The 18,654-nt window shown below is 36.9% G+C and carries 15 protein-coding genes and 2 pseudogenes; 8 read left to right on the forward strand and 9 right to left on the reverse strand.

Annotated features, from left to right (window positions below):
• Positions 1–402: 402 nt before the first annotated feature.
• Positions 403–1,815 (forward strand): Na+/H+ antiporter NhaC family protein, encoded by a 1,413-nt coding sequence (locus D9782_RS00320; RefSeq protein ID WP_026679807.1) that lies wholly within the window; start codon positions 403–405, stop codon positions 1,813–1,815.
• Positions 1,816–2,001: 186 nt separating this feature from the next.
• A complete protein-coding gene (locus D9782_RS22625) occupies positions 2,002–2,139 on the forward strand; it encodes a hypothetical protein (protein WP_162986294.1) in 138 nt (45 codons plus the stop codon).
• On the opposite strand, the gene D9782_RS00325 is transcribed toward D9782_RS22625, so the two are convergent.
• The 3 genes from D9782_RS00325 to D9782_RS00335 are packed head-to-tail and all read right to left on the reverse strand — an operon-like array spanning position 2,122 to position 6,299.
• Positions 2,122–3,798, reverse strand: a complete 1,677-nt coding sequence (locus tag D9782_RS00325) for a glycoside hydrolase family 13 protein (protein WP_034678361.1) — start codon at positions 3,796–3,798, stop codon at positions 2,122–2,124. The two genes, D9782_RS22625 and D9782_RS00325, sit on opposite strands and share 18 nt — an antisense overlap.
• 45 nt (positions 3,799–3,843) lie before the next feature.
• Entirely contained in the window at positions 3,844–4,635 is a 792-nt protein-coding gene (locus D9782_RS00330; RefSeq protein WP_121603750.1) for an endonuclease/exonuclease/phosphatase family protein, read from the reverse strand.
• The gene (locus tag D9782_RS00335; protein WP_121603751.1) at positions 4,632–6,299 is read right to left on the reverse strand and encodes a PTS transporter subunit IIBC; all 1,668 of its coding nucleotides are present in this window, start codon (positions 6,297–6,299) and stop codon (positions 4,632–4,634) included. The genes D9782_RS00330 and D9782_RS00335 overlap by 4 nt, the downstream gene beginning before the upstream one ends.
• 471 nt (positions 6,300–6,770) lie before the next feature.
• Here D9782_RS00335 and D9782_RS00340 point away from each other — a divergent pair, with 471 nt between their 5' ends.
• On the forward strand, positions 6,771–7,073 hold the full coding sequence (locus tag D9782_RS00340) for a PTS sugar transporter subunit IIA (protein ID WP_240455838.1): 303 nt from the start codon (positions 6,771–6,773) through the stop codon (positions 7,071–7,073).
• Between the two features lie 391 nt (positions 7,074–7,464).
• Here D9782_RS00340 and D9782_RS00345 read toward each other — a convergent pair whose 3' ends face one another.
• A complete protein-coding gene (locus D9782_RS00345) occupies positions 7,465–8,382 on the reverse strand; it encodes a hydroxymethylglutaryl-CoA lyase (protein ID WP_026679803.1) in 918 nt (305 codons plus the stop codon).
• A gap of 424 nt (positions 8,383–8,806) precedes the next feature.
• Here D9782_RS00345 and D9782_RS00350 point away from each other — a divergent pair, with 424 nt between their 5' ends.
• The 3 genes from D9782_RS00350 (at position 8,807) to D9782_RS00360 (ending at position 10,310) form a co-directional block, all read left to right on the forward strand.
• Entirely contained in the window at positions 8,807–9,163 is a 357-nt protein-coding gene (locus D9782_RS00350; protein WP_026679802.1) for a carboxymuconolactone decarboxylase family protein, read from the forward strand.
• Positions 9,164–9,538: 375 nt separating this feature from the next.
• Entirely contained in the window at positions 9,539–10,060 is a 522-nt protein-coding gene (locus D9782_RS00355) for a MerR family transcriptional regulator (protein ID WP_026679801.1), read from the forward strand.
• 31 nt (positions 10,061–10,091) lie between these two features.
• A complete protein-coding gene (locus D9782_RS00360) occupies positions 10,092–10,310 on the forward strand; it encodes a DUF2187 family protein (RefSeq protein ID WP_026679800.1) in 219 nt (72 codons plus the stop codon).
• Positions 10,311–10,803: 493 nt separating this feature from the next.
• On the opposite strand, the pseudogene D9782_RS00365 reads toward D9782_RS00360, so the two are convergent.
• Both D9782_RS00365 and tnpA read right to left on the reverse strand, forming a co-directional pair.
• Positions 10,804–11,612: pseudogene (locus D9782_RS00365) on the reverse strand (RNA-guided endonuclease TnpB family protein).
• A gap of 46 nt (positions 11,613–11,658) precedes the next feature.
• A pseudogene (tnpA, locus tag D9782_RS00370) lies at positions 11,659–12,021 on the reverse strand (IS200/IS605 family transposase).
• Positions 12,022–12,333: 312 nt separating this feature from the next.
• Here tnpA and D9782_RS00380 point away from each other — a divergent pair.
• Both D9782_RS00380 and D9782_RS00385 read left to right on the forward strand, forming a co-directional pair.
• Complete coding sequence (locus tag D9782_RS00380) at positions 12,334–13,119, forward strand: enoyl-CoA hydratase-related protein (protein WP_026682948.1); 786 nt, start codon at positions 12,334–12,336, stop codon at positions 13,117–13,119.
• A 22-nt stretch (positions 13,120–13,141) separates the two neighbouring features.
• Positions 13,142–14,191, forward strand: coding sequence for an enoyl-CoA hydratase/isomerase family protein (locus D9782_RS00385; protein ID WP_026682949.1), 1,050 nt, complete (start codon positions 13,142–13,144; stop codon positions 14,189–14,191).
• 187 nt (positions 14,192–14,378) lie between these two features.
• On the opposite strand, the gene D9782_RS00390 is transcribed toward D9782_RS00385, so the two are convergent.
• The 3 genes from D9782_RS00390 to D9782_RS00400 all read right to left on the reverse strand — a co-directional run bounded on the left by D9782_RS00390 (position 14,379) and on the right by D9782_RS00400 (position 18,492).
• The gene (locus D9782_RS00390; protein ID WP_026682950.1) at positions 14,379–15,839 is read right to left on the reverse strand and encodes a CoA-acylating methylmalonate-semialdehyde dehydrogenase; all 1,461 of its coding nucleotides are present in this window, start codon (positions 15,837–15,839) and stop codon (positions 14,379–14,381) included.
• A complete protein-coding gene (locus D9782_RS00395; protein ID WP_026682951.1) occupies positions 15,836–16,732 on the reverse strand; it encodes an NAD(P)-dependent oxidoreductase in 897 nt (298 codons plus the stop codon). Before D9782_RS00395 ends, D9782_RS00390 begins: the two co-directional genes overlap by 4 nt.
• An 86-nt stretch (positions 16,733–16,818) precedes the next feature.
• Positions 16,819–18,492, reverse strand: a complete 1,674-nt coding sequence (locus D9782_RS00400) for an acyl-CoA dehydrogenase family protein (protein WP_026682952.1) — start codon at positions 18,490–18,492, stop codon at positions 16,819–16,821.
• Positions 18,493–18,654 lie beyond the last annotated feature (162 nt).

Consider the following 18,654-nt stretch of genomic DNA (forward strand, 5'->3'; position numbering starts at 1 on the left):
TCTCACCTCTCTGTTTATGTTTGTGTGGTAACTAACATTATACAGGATTTGGGGAGGTGCTCTAATTTTTATGTCTTTAAAGTCTTGAGCCCCAAGGGCTCTATATTATGAAATTAACTCAATTATTTAAATAATTAAAACTATCATAGCAATTCTATTAAAAAATAGCAAAAGATTCCTCACACTATTTAATAACTGCTGTCCATTTCACCCTTTCTAATAGCTTTATTGACATCTAATAATCAACAGATTCACCTATTATGAGGAAGCATGTAGTGATTATGTCTTTCTGCAAAAGCTACGTATGAAAAATCGACTTTTTACAAATGGTAATTATAGCTTTTATTCATTTTTTCAACCTTATACTAGATATCAAACCATCCATTTAGAGGAGGCTGTACGATGGATCACACCTGGTTCTCCCTCATTCCCTTTACTATTGTTATTGCTTTAGCTATATGGCAAAAAAGACTTCTTCCTGGACTAGTGCTGGGACTCCTTGTAGGTGCTTTTCTGTTAGAATTCAGCGTATTAAACGGAACAAAAGAAGCCGTAAACTATCTCATAACGACATTGGCAGATCCAGGGAATATTAATATTATCGCCTTTTTATATTTATTTGGCGGATTGATTGGTATGATGCAAATTTCTGGAGGAGTTAAAGGATTTTCTGAGTGGGTTGGTGACAAAATTCAATCCGAACGAGGACTTCTAGTTGTCATCTGGTTGACCCTACCTTTTACATTTATGATGCCGATGTTTCGAATAATGATGATTGGACCCGTGGTAAAATCCTTACTTAAAAAGGTGAACATGTCTCACTGGAAAGTAGGGTTCACGATGGATGTATCCACCAGTTCCGTTATCGTATTATTACCAGCTGCCACTGCTTTCGTCGGTTTCATGGTTTCCCTTATTGAAGGGGGAATTCAAAAACATAATCTGGAAGCAGATGCCTATCAAGTATTTTTGTACAGTATTCCATTTAACTTTTTTGCAATTGTAATGCTGATCATTGGACTAATTAGGACATTCTGGTCCAAGCCCAGCAAAAAGCAAACCAACAAAGATCAAAACATGCAACAGACAGATGAACATCACCGCATAGGAATTAAAAAAGAGCTATCCATGGTGAAAGCGCAGCCTTGGAATTTAATTGTTCCTTTGTTTTTATTGCTTGGTCTAACCTTATTTTTATTATGGCAAAACGGCGTAGAAAAAGGAGCTACCGGAATATTTAATGCCTTTGCAAAAGCGGATGCTACCTTTGTTATCTTACTTGCCGTATTTATTACACTCATCATCACGTTTATTTTCTATATGTTAAGGGACCAAAAACTAAGTGAAACCATTTACCACTTTTATGATGGTGGAAACCAACTCATGGAGGCAATTATTCTTCTGGTACTAGTATGGTCCTTATCTTTTGTTGCAGAAGACCTTGGGTTTTCCAAATTTATCGAGGCGACAATTGGCAGTTTTCTTCCTGCATTTACTATTCCAGCTATTGTTTTTTTAGTAGGTTCAGCTGTCAGCTATTTCCTAGGTTCATCCTTTGGAACATGGGGAATATTTATGCCACTGGGGATTGCTCTGGCAACTTCAACAGGAGCTTCATTACCGATGACAGTTGGTGCCGTATTTGCAAGCGGTTCATTTGGAGCAATGACCTCTCCGCTAGGCGACACTACCATTACAACGGCATCTATTCTAGAAGTTCCTCTTGTCGAATATGCACAGTATAAATTAAAAATTGTATCCATAGGCGTAGGTATTGCAGCAGCTTTGTACTTAGTAGTAGCATATTTTATTTAATAGGAAAAGGAAGAGGAGACTGGCCACAACCTATTGTATAGATGGAGGCAAGTCTCCTTCCTGAGAAGAAACGTCAAAGTCTCCTTGATCACCGAGTTGATGAATCGTTTGCTGAATGGTTTAGAGGGTGATGTTACTTACTGAAAGACGTATAAAGTAAAATGGGGGATTTTTGTTCCTCCACTGATGTTAGTACCACAAAGATATGACCTAAATCCCTTTGAACCATTCGGACATTTACTGGCAGTGGCAGTCGATCACTCACTTATTCATATTATTTTCACTTTATTGCTTGAAGTGGAGATATTACTGCCAATTATATAGGCGATAAACTCTTGCTTCATATGGTTTTAAAACCATATTCTTCAGTTGCTCTTCGTTCTCTACATCGTAATTGCTGATTAACAACTTTGCTGATGAAACTATCAGAGTTTCTGTCACGTTGACATCAGCTTCTTCTTCAAATAAATTCACAAGAATTAACATTTGCTGATCTCCATCCGTTCTGGTATAGCCATACACCTGATCATGATCTGCTAAGACCAGGTTGTAACTTCCATAAATAAATGCAGAATATTGCTTCCTAATGTGTATCAATTGTTTGTAATAATGGTAAATGGATGTTGGATCAGCCAGTTGATCGGAAACATTGATTCTTCTATAATTCGGATTGACCTTCATCCAAGGTTGTCCTGTTGTAAAACCAGCATTTTCCTTGCCATTCCACTGCATAGGCGTTCTCGAATTATCTCTTCCTTTTTCCCAAATGATCTCCATGATTTCTTGATGACTTGTGCCTTTTTCAATTTCTTCAGCATACAGATTTTTCATAGCCACATCGTTATAATCTTCAATCGCTGGAAATTGAACATTTGTCATCCCTATTTCCTGTCCCTGATAAATAAATGGTGTACCCTGCATAAGAAAATATAGCGTAGCTAATCCCTTTGCCGAAACCTTCCAATATTCATCATCATTCCCCCAACTCGAAACGGAACGAGTCTGATCATGGTTTTCGAGGAATAATGCATTCCAGCCGACTCCCTCAAGCCCCTTTTGCCATTTAGTTAATGTTTCTTTTAAGGCATGGATGTCTAATCCACCAGTAATACTTTTCCCCCAAAGATCCAAGTGTTCAAATTGGAAGACCATATTAAATTTACCCTTCTCTTCGCCAACCCAAAGTGCAGCGTCCTCCATCGTGACGCCATTCGCTTCTCCAACAGTCATAATGTCATATTGATCAAAGGTTTCATTTTTTAATTCTTGTAAAAATACATGAATTCCTTCTCGATTCATATGACCTGCAAATGACGGAACATATTTTCTGTTATCTGGATTTGGCATATCTGGGAAACCAGGTACTTTTTTGATATGGGATATCGCATCAACACGAAAACCATCAATACCTTTATCAAGCCACCAATTAACCATGCTATACAACGATTGGCGTACTGCTGGATTTTCCCAATTCAGATCTGGCTGTTTCCGAGAAAAGACATGCAAATAATAACTTTCTGTTCTGTCATCATACTCCCAAGCAGAACCACCAAATATAGATTCCCAGTTATTTGGCTCGGTTCCATTTTTACCTTCTTGCCAAATATAATAATCACGATAGGGATTATTTTTTGAAGACCTAGATTCTATAAACCACGGATGTTCATCAGATGTATGATTGATTACTAGATCCATAATCAATTTCATTCCCCGCTGATGAACTTCTTCTAATAACTGGTCAAAGTCATTCATTGTACCGAATTCAGACATAATCGCTTGATAGTCACTAATATCATAACCATTGTCATCATTTGGTGATTGATAGACAGGACTAAGCCAAATCACATCAATACCCAATCCCTCTAAATAATCTAATTTGGAAATAACACCTTGAATGTCTCCAATTCCATCCCCATCAGCATCCATAAAGCTACGAGGATATACTTGATAGGCAACCGCTTCTTTCCACCATACTTTTTTCATCATTGTATACTCCTTCATTGTTCAATTGTTAACATATAATGTAGTCTACCAGTCAGCTACATTGACTTCGATTGCAAAATGATCGGATACCACTGGTTTATTAATACCATTCAAAATAACTCTCGACGTAAGAATTTCTACCTTTTTAGAGGAAAAAATAAAATCAATTCGCTTCTTATCTGAATGATTTTCCCAGCCTGCAATCTCACCTAGAACCGTTACACCAGAATCCTTATGTTTAGCTAGTTGATACGTATCAAAATAGCCAAAGTCCTGAACATAATCATACCCTTCACCAGCAATCCCCGCCGGATTATTAAAGTCACCCATTAAAAAATGTGGTCTTTCATGATTAATTCGTGCAACTAACCGATCCATTTGGGAACGAAAAGGCTCCTCTTCATCCTGCCACCAGCCTAAATGACAAGCGTAAAATGCAGTTGATATACCTTTATAATTAACCGTCATTCCAACTACTTTACGTGTTTTCCAATAAGATGTATCTTGACTGCAACTGACAAAGAATGATTCACGCTGGAGAACAGGGTGCTTTGTTAACAAAGCTACCCCTTCCTCGAAACACTCATAACCAATATGTGAAATATCCCATTCATAGTCATACATCGATCCTAATTCCTTCAGCTTTTGCACAAGCAAAAACCCGAAATTATTAGCTTTTAACTTACCTTTAACCATTTCTGCAGTGATCGATTGACTTACTTCCTGTAAAGCGACTACATCATAGGATTGCTCATGAATTACAGCGGCAAGTATGTCCAGCTTTTTCCATTGATCCGCCTCCTGCCAAGAATGACAGTTAAGTGTCAATAGCTTCATTGGTTATCCTCCAAATAATCCTGTACTTTTGACTTTAGAACGTCGGCTTTTGGACCATATATTGCTTGAACGCCTGAATCTTTTTTCACTAGCCCCATAGCTCCAGTCTTTTTCCAATCCGTTTCTGACGCTACATCAGCTACATCCTTAACCGATACACGTAATCTAGTCATACATGCATCAACTTCGAGAATATTTTCCTGACCACCAAGCAACCGAATAATTTCTGCAATTTCGTTATCTTCAGCTGATTTATGAATAGAAGAATTTTGTTTTTCCTTATCTTTTTCAACAGTCGTATCATCATCTGAGTAATTTCCAGCACGTCCAGGAGTGGGAAGATTCATCTTCTGAATAATAAAGTTAAATAAGAAATAGCTAATTACAAAGAAAACGATACAGGTAATGACAAAGTTAATGATATCTCCAACAAGACCAGCGTTTATTGCCATCGGTAGTCGTGTGGCTAATTCAACTAGTCCAAACGAGTGTAGTCTCAAATCAATTAAATCAACCATCGCAAAGCTTAAACCAGCAATTACCGCATATACAAAATACAATAAAGGTGCTGCGAACATAAACATGAATTCAATCGGCTCCGTTACACCAGTAATAAATACAGCTAGTCCTGCAGAGAAAAACATTGATTTATATTTTGTTAGCTTATCTTTATCCACATTACGATACATTGCAAGTGCAGCACCAATTAAAACGGCACTTGATAAAATCATTTGCCCCATCTTAAACCTTGCCGGTGTCACTTCTTGTAATAAACTGTTGTATGCTTGCATATCTCCAGCTGCTTGCAGGTTTACTAAATCTGAAACCCAAGCAAGCCAAAGTGGATCCTGACCTGCAACTACTTCTCCTACAGATGCACCTGTCATAATCGTGTAGGTTCCACCTAGCTCTGTATAATTAATCGGTACTGTCAACATATGATGTAATCCAAACGGTAAAAGCAAACGCTCCAGCATTCCAAAAGCGAAAGGTGCTAGAAATGGTGCTGAATCCTTTGAATTCGCCAACCAGATACCAAATTCATTAATTACCCCCTGAATAAATGGCCATAAAACAGACATAATGAGTGCAATAATTACAGACCAAAGAATAACGACAAAGGGTACAAAGCGTTTTCCATTAAAGAATGAGAGAGCTTGTGGTAAGCGGTTGAAATTATAATATTTGTTATAAATCGTTGCACCTACAAATCCAGAAATAATCCCAATAAATACTCCCATATTAAGCGCGGGTGCACCTAATATAGAAGTAAAATAATTATCAATGATTAATTCACTTCCAAATAAAGAATTTACTGTTGCTCTGGGTTCAGTGAACATATCACTAGTTACTCCAAATACCACACCAGTAATTCGGTTTATCAAAATAAACGCTAGTAATGCTGCAAAGGCTCCGCCAGCTTTTTCCTTAGCCCATGAGCCACCAATGGCTACCGCAAATAAAATATGCAAGTTATTAATAATTGCCCACCCGATATCTTCCATTACTCGGCCAATCACTAGCAAAAATGAAAAATCGTTCATTGTCATGCCGATTACTTTCCCTAATGAAATCATGATTCCAGCAGCAGGCATAACCGCAACAACGACTAACAATGCTTTTCCAAGCTTTTGCCAGAAATCAAATGAAAACATGTTCTTCATGCTGTTTTCCCTCCTCAAATTTCTTTAGCATCCCAATTTTGATGCAAACGTTTTCGTAAATAAACCTATTCATTTTCCTTATAAAAAGATAGCAAAGGAGATGAATGTAAACACTTTCATTCCATGAATATAGTAATTATACATACTGATCTGAACTGAAATGCTCCATGCATCATTAGTGCAAACGTTTGCATTATTTATATAAACATAGTATAGTAGAATTGAAAGAAGGTCAAGTACCTAAACACTATTTTTTACGATAACTTAAGCAAGGATGGGGAAAACACTGTTAAAAAAACTGTAAGAATAAAGTAGCGCCTCAAAATATCAATCTTTATGCACCGGTAGACGGAAATGTAATTGGTTTAGAAGAAGTACCTGATCCTGTATTTCCCGAAAAATAATGGGTGATGGGATTGCTTTTAACCCAAAAAAAATGGAATTATTTTATCTCCAGTTAATGGGAGAATCATTCAGGTCTTCCTTACTAAGCATGCTCTTGGGATGCGTACAGATAACGGTGTTGAACTATTGATTCATATTGGTCTAGAAGCAGTTCAACTAAAGGGGAAAGGATTCACTTTCTATGTGAAAGAAGGTGATAATGTTTCCGCTGGAGGTAAGTTAATCGATTTTGATATAGTTGAGGAACAAGCAAGTAGTACGATCATTCCTTTAGTTCTAACCAACACAAAGGAAATGACTCGGATCAAGACTGTGACAACCAGTGAGGTCATAGGAGGTAAGGGTCTAGTATCGTTAGTAAGCAAATAAACCTAAATAAAATATCATAGGGGGGCGAATTTAAATATCGAAAGGCGATTAAGTGAAAGTGTGTTTGTTTATCCCCCACTTACCACTATTGATTTCACTTTATTGCTGAAGTGGGGGTATTACTGCCAGTTATATGCGCCATAAATTTTTCTTTCATCACAATTTAAGTTATAGGGTTCTTTTGTGGGCTCAGCTAACACTGCTACTCATATTTTATTTAGCAACGTGAAGCTTCAGAACCACTCATATGTTTTGTTCAGATTGACTAACGATTTTATCTCGATAGGAATGTTTACCATTTCACGATAAAACTCCAAACTACTATTCAAGAATATTTTATTAGTGTTATAGTAGTTATCAGAATTTCTTTTGTTTTGCCCTTGTTCTTGCTTTACACGGTCTTCTTGAAATTACTCAATTGGTAAGCGAGTGCTTTACTAGGAAGTCTCTTGCCTAATTTATCTTGAATATATAAAGCTGCTTGTTGAATTTTTTCTTCTTTTATTCCAGTTTCAATTCCTAACCCATGTAGCAAATAAAGGACATCATTCGTAGCGACATTACCAGCTGCGCCTTTTGCATACGGACAACCCCCTAATCCACCAACAGAGCTATCAAAGCGAGTAATTCCATATTGGATTGATGTCATGATATTTGCGATTGCCATTCCTCTAGTATCATGAAAGTGCATAATAATTTTTTCTTGAGAATAACGAGATAAGACGTGATCTAATAATGCTTCTACTTGACTTGGAACTGCAGAGCCAATCGTATCTCCTAACGAAATCGAATCAACACCATAATCAAATAATTGATCACAAACTGCGACCGCTTGTTCTGGAGAAATTCTTCCTTCATATGGACAATCAAAAACGGTAGATATATAACCGGTTACGAATTTTCCAGCAGTCTTTGCCTCTTGAATAACTTTTTTCAAGACTGGGTAGGTTTCATCTATTGATTTATTAATATTCTTTTGATTATGTGTTTCGCTAGCTGACATAAAGACGGAAGCTGCATCAATTCCTGTTTCCAGCGCATGGTCTAAACCTTTTAAATTAGGAACTAGTGCAGAGTAGGACACATTTGGATTTCGCTTTATCCTTCTTCCAACGTCACGTGCATCTGCCAAGGCAGGAATCCACTTAGGATGTACAAAGGATGAATATTCTATTTCCTGCACACCAGATTCAGATAGCATGTTGATCCATTTTATCTTATCATCGGTATCAATAAATACATTTTCATTTTGCAATCCGTCCCTAGGACCAACCTCTTTTAACTGGACATGTTTAGGATACTGACACATGCTTCCCCCTCCAATTTTTAAATGAATTTTTATAGAACCTACTTACGAAAAGGTTATTATTATCACTGTATGCCATCCTGATCATTTCAGTGCACGAAAAGTATGCGCTTTCATAATTATAGGTTAAAAGATCATTCATTATATCTATATTAGACCAAGTTTCATTTCATTCAACTTTGTTGAATAAAGTATATTATAAAAATTCAGTAAAAGTCAAATAAATACTAACCTAAATGAGGGGTCTGTTCAATAAAATAGCTTATATAAAGAGCGAACCAATCGTTATAATATCATCACTGCATTTATTCTTTCAGCATTAATTGAGCAACTAGATCGAAGTAAAAGGAAGTTTCTTCCTTTCATTATATTTTGGTTTATCTTTACGTATTTGGCTCATACTACCATCATGATTAAATCTGACGAAATGGAGTTGGAGAGAATGGATTCTATTAAGACTAAATTAATTGAATACAAAGAAGGTGTTGGGAAATTCACCGAAAAAATGCCTGAATTTGCGAAGACGTATACATCCTTTACAGAAGCATGCTTCTCAGAACGTGCATTATCTAAAAAAATGAAGCAATTAATGGCGCTAGGTATTAGCATCCATGCCCAAGATGAATATTGTATTATTTATCATACTAAAGGTTGCTTAGACCAAGGTTGCACAGAAGATGAAATTCTCGATGCGATTTGTGTAGCTGCTGCTTTTGGTGGTGGTCCTTCAATAAGCCAAGGAGTTACATTAGTTCAAGCATGCATTGATGAATTGAATCAATAGTTGATTGATTTTGAGGCTGGGACAAAACACAACTTCTTTACTCAAAATACGAATAATCATGTTATCAATAGGAGGAGCTTCGGACTCGTGCTGTTCCTGCCGGAGTCTCGCTTATTTCAGGTGCTAAATGAATGATTATAATCAAAAAGCGAAAAGATAATTAGTTTAAACTAATTAGCATTCGTTTTTTATTGTTTCTTCATTCTTTTGTCTCAGCCTCTTTATCGGACCACATTTTAGCTTTTCATTTTTCCTCAATTATTCCACATTTATCACATACTCATTCCATCTTCTTTGTTTACTATTAGTAGTGTGCTTCCATCTAAGCACAGCCAACTAACTATTTTGATTATATTAGAAAGACGGTGAAAAACAATGGAATTGCTTAGTCTAAATGGGTTGTCTCACATTGTCGGTGTTCCAAAGCACACTGCATCAACCTGGATTGAGGAATTTAACATGTACGTACCAAAGACACAGCAGCAAGATGACATGTATTATCTTCCGGAAGCAATTGACGTTTTGAAATTCATAAAAAAATGCAAGTACCAGCAATATAATAAAACTGACATTGAAAAAAGATTAGCAGATAGAAGCTTTCCAATTAGGGTAGAAAGCACCATTGAAGATGTACAGCAAGCATTTGATCAAGGAAGCTACAAAGAAAACATCTTGACAGTTATGCAAACAATTGGACTGACAGTATCCAATGTTGCAAACCAAGAGAAGTCGATACTAGCTTTACAAGAAGAACAAGCTAGGCGAGCAAAAATCGCAGAACAACAGTCAGAAGAAATTAATAAACTCAAACAACAGATTGAGCGATTAAAATATGAACTAACTCCTGGAGAGAAGTACGAAATGAAGAAGGATTCTTTCGCAAGACTTTTTAAATAGCAGCTTTCATCTAATGAATGGAGGAATAATTATGTTTAAACCAGATAAAAAAAAGGCAAAACCAGGAGATGTTATTGAGTTTGTAAAAGATAACTATATTCTTAAGGGACAAGTATTACCATCAAGTTGTAAACGGAGCATTATCGTTGATATTTCGTCGTCAAGTAATTTGCAAAAAATTAGTCATAGCTTTCCTAATACGGTAGTGGCTCATGAAAATTACAGGATCGTAGATAAAGTGCAAAACTAATTTGGTATAGAGACATAATAGTCGAATAACAATTTTGTCTTTTCATTGGAATATGAAATAAACCTCCGAACTACTATCCGAATATTCATACTCGGATTATAGTTCGGGTTTTCTTTAATTTCTAACCTTGTCCTATTATCCTTTTTATCATACCTCTTTCATAGATATTTATTATGGTTAAACAAACTATTTTTCATCGTATAAATTGCTCGTTTGTTCGCCCCTGATATTCTAGTTCCTCTTAAAATTGTCATCTTATCCCCCTTCGATTATCAGTTATTGTTTTAAACTTATGATTATAAAAGCTCTCTCTACGCGGAAAAACCTTACCTATAACTGTAGAGCATTAGCTTACCATCTTATTTGTGAACTACTCCCACCACTTACCACCCTTACGGGTTGCTTGAAGTGGGGCTTCTTGGGTAATCGCCACTTTTGGTAGCTGACGAAATGGACCAAGCTAACCCTCTTGTTCCAAGAGTTTATATTTTCATTAGGCACTTGCTAATAAGCGAATGCCTTCTTTTTTGATATGAAGCGCTGAATTATAATCTCTATCGAGATTTAGCCCACACGAACAAGCGTAAGTTCTAATTTCTATAGGCATTGGTTGGGTATTTCCGCAACTCGAACAAGTTTTGGTAGATGGGAACCATTTATCAATTTTGATAAGTTGTTTCCCTTGTTCTTTTAGTTTGTACTGTAAGAAAGAAGTGAACATTCCCCATCCATTGAAAAATCTAAGCCAACAACTTTTTCAATTTCCTTCCTTTTTATCTCCTTCTCGTACTCTGTAAGAATCGAAATATAGTATTTTCCTGATGAAGTCATAGACAAGGTACAAGATTTGATGTTGTACTCCGAAGGAATTGCTCGATGTTGCTTGATTTTGACCATTTTTAATTTAGGTAATTTGATATGACCATCCAACAACTGAATATTTCTATTGACGACATTCGTTGTGTAGCTTTGTTTATGACGTTTGCTTTTGAATTTTGGGAACTTGGCATTCCCTTTGAAGAAGGCTTTATATGCCTTATCTAAGTTTAGTTGAGCGTTTGCCAACGCTAATGAATCGACTTCTTTTAGCCATTGGTATTCTTTTTTGTAATTGGCAGGAGTAGGATGTTTTACCTTTTTCCATGCTTCTTTATCAGTTTTTAGGCTTTCATACGTTTCTTTTCGTTCTGCTAACATTTTGTTATAGACAAAGCGAACGCAACCGAAGGTTTTACGTATAACCAAAGCCTGTTCATCTGTTGGATACACTCTAAACTTGTACGCTTTATTTTGTTTAGCCATATCAAATCACCTCACTTTATCCTTTGATTTTCAATCTATTTTTTTACTACTTCAATAGGCGAACCGCAGTCGTCAACAAACAAAAACTTCTTGACCAAAACATTTCTTTCCATAACTTTTTACGAACATGAGGAAAATCCCTCTTGATAAGTCTTGGACTGGCACTTTTATAGGCATTGATGAATTTCGATCATTCACTGTTGGGTTGTGCTCTGAACAAAATATGAATATGTCAATATCGTGGTTCCATTCGACTAATGTGATATTATATTTTCCACTCAACGACACAAACTGATCTTTAGCATAGTCTGAAAATGGTATCATCTATTACTTTCCTTCGATACTTCACAACAAACACAAGATGGTAATACATCAAGAACACTGAATGATTATTACTGTCTAATTTCATTTTTATATCAATCCTTATACTTTATAAGACTGATTATACCATGTTGAGCAAAAAGGAAAAAAAGCCTTTGGGATGTCGCCCAACCGAAATTCATCTCCCCCTTACCGTTGGGCTACGCCCTTCACAAGCTTGAAGATGGAGACTTCTTTCGGAAGTACGTTAAAATCTTGTGTAAGACTACATCTTTTGTATACATGTATATACATGTATACAGTTTGCAAATTCGTTTCCCCTTTTCTTTGCTACTTATAAATTGGCATACTTTTTGCTTCATAATTATGAAAGGGAAATGAAATATAGGGGGTATTTACGATGGAATTCAAGTACATTAAAATAACTTATAACAGCAATATAGCCGTGGTAGAGCTGAATAATCCACCGGCTAACGCATTATCTACTACAACTATTGGAGAATTACGATCAGCTTTTAAGCAATTAGCCGATGCAGAAAATGTACACGCTGTCATTTTAACTGGTTCTGGTAAATTTTTTGCTGCCGGTGCAGATATCAAAGAATTTGTACCTGCTATGGGAGATTACGACAGAGGAATACAGATGTCAGAGTTAGGTCAACAACTTTGTAATGACATCGAGCAACTAAAAAAGCCGGTAATTGCTGCCATTAATGGGCCAGCACTTGGTGGAGGTTTAGAATTAGCAATGGGCTGTCATTTTCGCATTGCCGTTAATGAAGCAAAACTCGGGCTACCAGAAGTAAAATTAGGATTAATACCATCATTCGGAGGAACACAACGACTTGCTAGAATTACAAATATGGCTACTGCACTAGACTTAATTCTTTCCGGAAAACATATAGCTAGTCAAGAGGCTGTTAAACATGGTCTTATCCAAGTAACTGTTTCTGCGGAAGAACTGATGTCTACTGCTTTAACAATTGCAAATTCCTTTACTGAAGGAAATAGTATGGCAAGTGTTACTAGAGCAATACAAAGTATTGTAAAAGGTATTCATGAACCATTTGAAGAAGGATTAAAAAGAGAAAAGCAAAAATTTGCAGAGCTGTTTCTAACAGAAGATGCCAAAGAAGGTGTACAGGCTTTCGTTGAAAAACGGAAACCTTCCTTTCATCATAAATAATCGAGCAAAGGAGATTGTTAGCGTGGAAGAAGAAGTATTATTTTCAACAAATCATAATGGCGTTGCAACGATTACATTAAACCGCCCAAAAGCTATTAATTCACTAAACTATGAAATGCTCGTTCCAATTCGTAAAAAATTAACGGAATGGGAGCAAGATGACACTATTTGTATTGTAATTATGAAGGGAGCAGGTCCAAAGGGATTCTGTGCTGGTGGAGATATTAAAACATTATATCAAGCCAAGAATAATCAAGAAAGCTATGAACAAGCGATTACATTCTTTACAGAAGAATACCTAACCGATCAATTAGTTGCTAGTTTCTCCAAACCAATACTAGCTATTCTAGACGGTATTGTTATGGGTGGCGGAGTAGGACTTTCCTATGGGGCTAGCCACCGTGTTGTAACTGAGCGTAGCAAATGGGCAATGCCTGAAATGAATATAAGTTTCTTCCCAGATGTCGGTGCGGCTTACTTCCTGAATAAAGCTCCAGGTTATATCGGAAGGTATTTAGCGCTTACAGCAACTATTATCACTGCTACTGACATACTCTATGCCAATGGAGCTGATGCTGCTGTTTCCAGTGATCAATTAGATTCTCTTGAAACTCAAATTATGCAAACGAATTGGTATCAAGAGGAAGATAAAATGGCAAGGCTTGACCACCTACTAAAAACTTGTGAAACAGTTTCTTTACAAGAAGGGGAGTTAGCGTCTAAGCAAGCTAAAATTGATCAGCATTTCTCTTATGAAACTGTTGAAGAAATTATCAATTCACTAGAATCAGATGGTAGTGAATTTGCTAGTCGTACCAAAGAACTCTTGTTAACTAAATCGCCTATTTCCCTTAAAGTCACCTTAAATCAGATTATTAAAGGACAAAATAAAACCTTGGAGGAATGCCTGGAGACAGATTTAATCCTTGCTAAAAACTTTTTGAAGACGGAAGATTTTTACGAAGGTGTCCGGTCCGTTGTGATTGATAAAGACAAAAATCCGCAGTATCATTATCAACAATTATCTGATGTATCATCAACGGTTGTTCAATCATTCTTTACAATAGATTAACCAGATTAGTAGTTTGATAAAATAGTTAATGCAAAAGCCGAACTATCATTCGAAACGTTTTGGTACAACCCCGAAAATTAGAGTAAAAAATCTAACTACTGAGGGGGAACCAGTCGAATCGTTCGGCTTTTGCTGGTTCTAAACGTTTGCTGCCGAATCAAAACAAATTTTCTAACAGCCTAGGTTTTTAAAACCACCGTTCCGTTACTACTTTTTTTCTTGTATAAAATTGTACCCCGTCTTTTCCATTGGTTCCTAAATCTCCATAGAAAGACGCCTTGTTTCCTGCAAAGGCAAAGAAAGCCATTGGTGCTGGCACATTCACATTTACCCCAACCATTCCAGCATCTATTTTCTCACGAAAGATTTGTGCATACTTACCACTTGATGTATAAATAACCGCCCCATTCGCAAATTTTGATTGGTTCGTTAATGCTATTCCAGCTTCTAAATCCTTTACACGGACAACGCTTAACACAGGTGCAAAAATTTCATCCTGCCATATTTTCATATTCGGCGTCACGTGGTCAAAAATCGTTGCACCAACATAATAACCATCTGGTGTTTCTTCTTCAATATAGCGACCATCCACGAGCAGGTCGGCCCCCTCTTCTACTCCCGAATCGATATAACTAATTACTTTTTCCTTATGCGATTCACGGATAACTGGGCCAACAAAAGTTGATTCATCCATTCCATCTCCTGCTTTTAACTTTTTTGTTTCTGAAGTAAGCAAATCAAGGAAATCATCTGCTATATCATCAACAACTGCTACAACAGAACAAGCCATGCAGCGTTCCCCACTACTGCCGAATGCGGCACCAATGACACCCTGAACTGTTTTCTCTAAGTCACAGTCAGGCATAACAACGGCATGATTTTTCGCACCAGCAAGTGCTTGAACACGCTTGCCGTTGGCTGTGCCTGTTTGATACACATGTTTCGCCACTGGCTCTGAACCAACAAAGGAAATTGCTTCGATATCCGGGTGGTCCAATAAACCATTAACTACATCTTTTGCACCATGAACAAGATTCAACACCCCTTCTGGAAAACCAGATTGATAAAATAAATCAACAAGTCGTTCAGCCAAGATCGGGGTACGTTCTGACGTTTTTAATACAAAAGTATTTCCGCAAGCAATTGCTAAAGGATACATCCAAAGCGGTACCATCATTGGAAAATTGAATGGGGTAATACCAGCAACAACTCCAAGAGGATAACGCCAAATCGACCCGTCTATCCCTTTTGCAATACTTGGAAGAGCATCTCCCATCATTAAATTAGGTGTAGAAGTCGCTAACTCTACAACCTCTATCCCACGCTGAACCTCTCCTTCAGCGTCTCGCAATGACTTTCCATTTTCTAACGTAATAATCTTAGCTAATTCTGCTTTATGTTCTTTTAGTAGTTGAAGATATTGAAATAAATATCGGGCACGATTTGGTACTGGAACAGTAGACCAATGCCCATATGCTTCCTTCGCAGCGGCTACTGCTCGATCAACATCTTCTTTTTCAGATAATGCTACTTGTGCTATCGTTTCTCCTGTTGCAGGATTTGGAATATCAACCATTTCTCGTCCACTCGATTCCACCCACTTATTCCCAATATAATTCTTCATCACTTTCACTTCCGAAGAAATCATTTTGTTGCCTCCTTCTTCCTTGATTGTTCTTTTACCCGTTGGTAAAGTACAGCCATATCCTTTTCGCCATATCCTTCTTTTTCAACCGATTTATATAGTTCTAGTAATGATTTACTAATTGGTAAATCTAACTGATTCGCATCAGCAACATCCATCGCAAACTCCAAATCTTTTCTAAGCAATTTCAAGGAAAATCCTGGTTTGTAATCGTCGCTAGCAATAAAGGTTTGGTAATTTCGTTCATAGATCCTACTCTGCCCATAGCTAACATTTAGCATAGAGAACAAGTCGTCTAGATCAATGTTTTTCTTATTAGCAATATGCAAAGCTTCACTAACTCCTGCGGTATAAAAACCAATTAATAGATTATTAATCAATTTAACAGTTGTTCCACTGTCTATTTGCTCATCTACATGGAAAATATTCTCGCCTAGTACCTCGAGTACAGGTAGCACAAGGTTATAAACTTCTGTAGGCCCACCGACCATCACAGTAAGTGTTCGATTCTCTGCTCCAATTACTCCACCGCTTACAGGAGCAGCAAGAAAATGAATTTCTTTTTTCTTGCAAGCCTCCGCAATTTTTTGATTAAGTTCAGGTGCGACAGTGCTAGTATCTACTAATAATTTACTCGAATCGCTATACTCAATAAGTCCATCTTCACCTAAGTAGACTTCTTCTACTGCTTTTGATGACGGTAGGCTTGTAAAAATCAGCTCACTGCTTGCTACAACCTCTGAAATAGATGAGGCTATTTCCCCACCTTGCTCTTTCAATTTAAGGACCGCTGTTTCACTTAGATCATACCCCGTTACATGAAATCCTGATCTTATTAACCCCTTTGACATTGGTAGTCCCATATTACCTAAACCGATAAACCCAATTTTATTCATGATATCCCTCATTTCTTTATAAAATAGTGAAGATTCACTCCCCTTTGAATGTACAACCAGAGATTCAACGTGAATTATCTACTACGTTACCCCAAGAAATAACCATTTTTCTCAATAACTTCATTAGCGATTTCTTGTTTCTTTGTAATTATATTTGTATGCATAACAGGGAATGCGTTAATTTCGTTAATTAATTGCTCTTTATCCTCCTCAGAACAAATAGATGAAATGAGTACGATGGCATTGCTCTCCAATCGATAATAGCTTTCTTCACATAATATTTCAGTCATTTTCTTCCTAAATTGCTGATGCTTTTGAATAACCTCTGAATTTATATGGGAGCCCTTCATAACGTATAGCTCCTTCACACAATCCGCTAAAATGCGAGCATATACTTGGTTTAGATTGCGCAAATCGCACGTATTAGAAAGCGCATTCATAATGATGTTTACTATTTTACTTGCATAACGTACAAACAGATTATTGCTTGAACCATTCACGAGTTCTTCTTCAATCGTTGACTTGAATTGACTATACTTTTTGAGAAATGATTTAGCTATCGTCAAACGGTTTATTTCATTAGTACCTTCAAAAATTCGATTGATTCTAGCATCACGATAAATTCGTTCTACCTCATACTCTTGCATATACCCATAGCCGCCATGAATTTGTACAGCCTCATCCACAACATAGTCTAATACTTCGGAAGCAGCTACCTTATTCACTGAACAGTCCATTGCATATGCCGAGAGATTTTTTAAGACGCTTTCATCGTTTTCCTTGTCTAACCGATCTATTCTATCTGCTGTGTAATAAGCAGAGCTTTCAGCACCATATATCGCGATAGCCATATTCGCTATTTTTTCTTGAATCATGCCAAATTGTATAATTGATTGCTTGAATTGTTTACGCTCTTTGCCATAGCCAATAGCAATTCTCAAAGCCTGCTTTGAGGTTCCAATATTTGCGAAGGAGAGTTTTAATCTAGCTAGATTTAGAATATTTAATGCGATATGATGTCCTTTTCCAATTTCACCTAATACTTGATCTTCAGAAATTCGAACATCTTCTAAAATAACCGTTGCTGTGGAAGAACCCTTAATTCCAAGCTTTTTTTCCTCTGGACCAATAGTTACTCCTGGTGTGGATCTTTCGATAATAAATGCCGTCATTCCTTGATCAGTATTTGCAAATACAACATATACATCTGCAATATGAGCATTAGTTATCCATTGTTTCTCTCCATTTAATACCCAATCTGTAGTGTCTGCTACCTTTTTAGCTGTTGTATTTGCCGAAAGAGCATCAGACCCAGCATTTGGTTCCGTTAAGGCATAGGCGCCTACCCATTCACCCGATATGATTCTAGAAAGGTATTTTTGCTTTTGACTTTCCGTTCCGTAATAAACAAATGGCAAGGTACCTACTCCGGAATGAATATTAAAAGATACACTAAATGATCCAGCAAACCCCATTTTTTCTGCAATAAGTCCAGCAGTTCGTTTGCCCATTGCTAATCCACCATAAGCTTCAGGAACATCCGCACCTAATAACCCTAAATCACCAGCATACTTAAATAGCTCTCTAGCTACTTTATAATCATGCGCTTCCAGCTTCTCCATATCCGGGTTCACTTGTTCTAATACAAATTTATCAATTGTTTTCGCAAAAAGTTCTTCCTCATCTGAATGATTTTCGAAGCTACTAGACGATTCATGTGGAAATATAGGATGGTGATGTGTTGATTCTGTTTTTTCCATGTACCTTTCCCCCTTCACCTCTACAATGCAATTTCCATGCCAACTTTTTCAGTGTGTCTACCTGTAAAAACAATGGCAAAAAGTGTTACATGTCTATACAATTGCACATACATATTAACAATTAAGTCCTCCCTACTTGGTTAACAGTTTTAATTAATATAT

This window comes from Virgibacillus sp. Bac332, assembly GCF_003667785.1.
Lineage (GTDB): Bacteria > Bacillota > Bacilli > Bacillales > Amphibacillaceae > Virgibacillus > Virgibacillus salarius.

Coding starts and splice junctions, on each gene's coding strand:
- D9782_RS00325 (WP_034678361.1), bottom strand. CDS start 3,798: ATGAAAAAAGTATGGTGGAAAGAAGCGGTTGCCTATCAAGTATATCCT.
- D9782_RS00400 (WP_026682952.1), bottom strand. CDS start 18,492: ATGGAAAAAACAGAATCAACACATCACCATCCTATATTTCCACATGAA.
- D9782_RS00335 (WP_121603751.1), bottom strand. CDS start 6,299: ATGAAGAACATGTTTTCATTTGATTTCTGGCAAAAGCTTGGAAAAGCA.
- D9782_RS00345 (WP_026679803.1), bottom strand. CDS start 8,382: ATGTGTCAGTATCCTAAACATGTCCAGTTAAAAGAGGTTGGTCCTAGG.
- D9782_RS00395 (WP_026682951.1), bottom strand. CDS start 16,732: ATGAATAAAATTGGGTTTATCGGTTTAGGTAATATGGGACTACCAATG.
- D9782_RS00360 (WP_026679800.1), top strand. CDS start 10,092: ATGTTTAAACCAGATAAAAAAAAGGCAAAACCAGGAGATGTTATTGAG.
- D9782_RS00355 (WP_026679801.1), top strand. CDS start 9,539: ATGGAATTGCTTAGTCTAAATGGGTTGTCTCACATTGTCGGTGTTCCA.
- D9782_RS00390 (WP_026682950.1), bottom strand. CDS start 15,839: ATGATTTCTTCGGAAGTGAAAGTGATGAAGAATTATATTGGGAATAAG.
- D9782_RS00330 (WP_121603750.1), bottom strand. CDS start 4,635: ATGAAGCTATTGACACTTAACTGTCATTCTTGGCAGGAGGCGGATCAA.
- D9782_RS00350 (WP_026679802.1), top strand. CDS start 8,807: ATGGAGTTGGAGAGAATGGATTCTATTAAGACTAAATTAATTGAATAC.
- D9782_RS00320 (WP_026679807.1), top strand. CDS start 403: ATGGATCACACCTGGTTCTCCCTCATTCCCTTTACTATTGTTATTGCT.
- D9782_RS00380 (WP_026682948.1), top strand. CDS start 12,334: ATGGAATTCAAGTACATTAAAATAACTTATAACAGCAATATAGCCGTG.
- D9782_RS22625 (WP_162986294.1), top strand. CDS start 2,002: ATGTTAGTACCACAAAGATATGACCTAAATCCCTTTGAACCATTCGGA.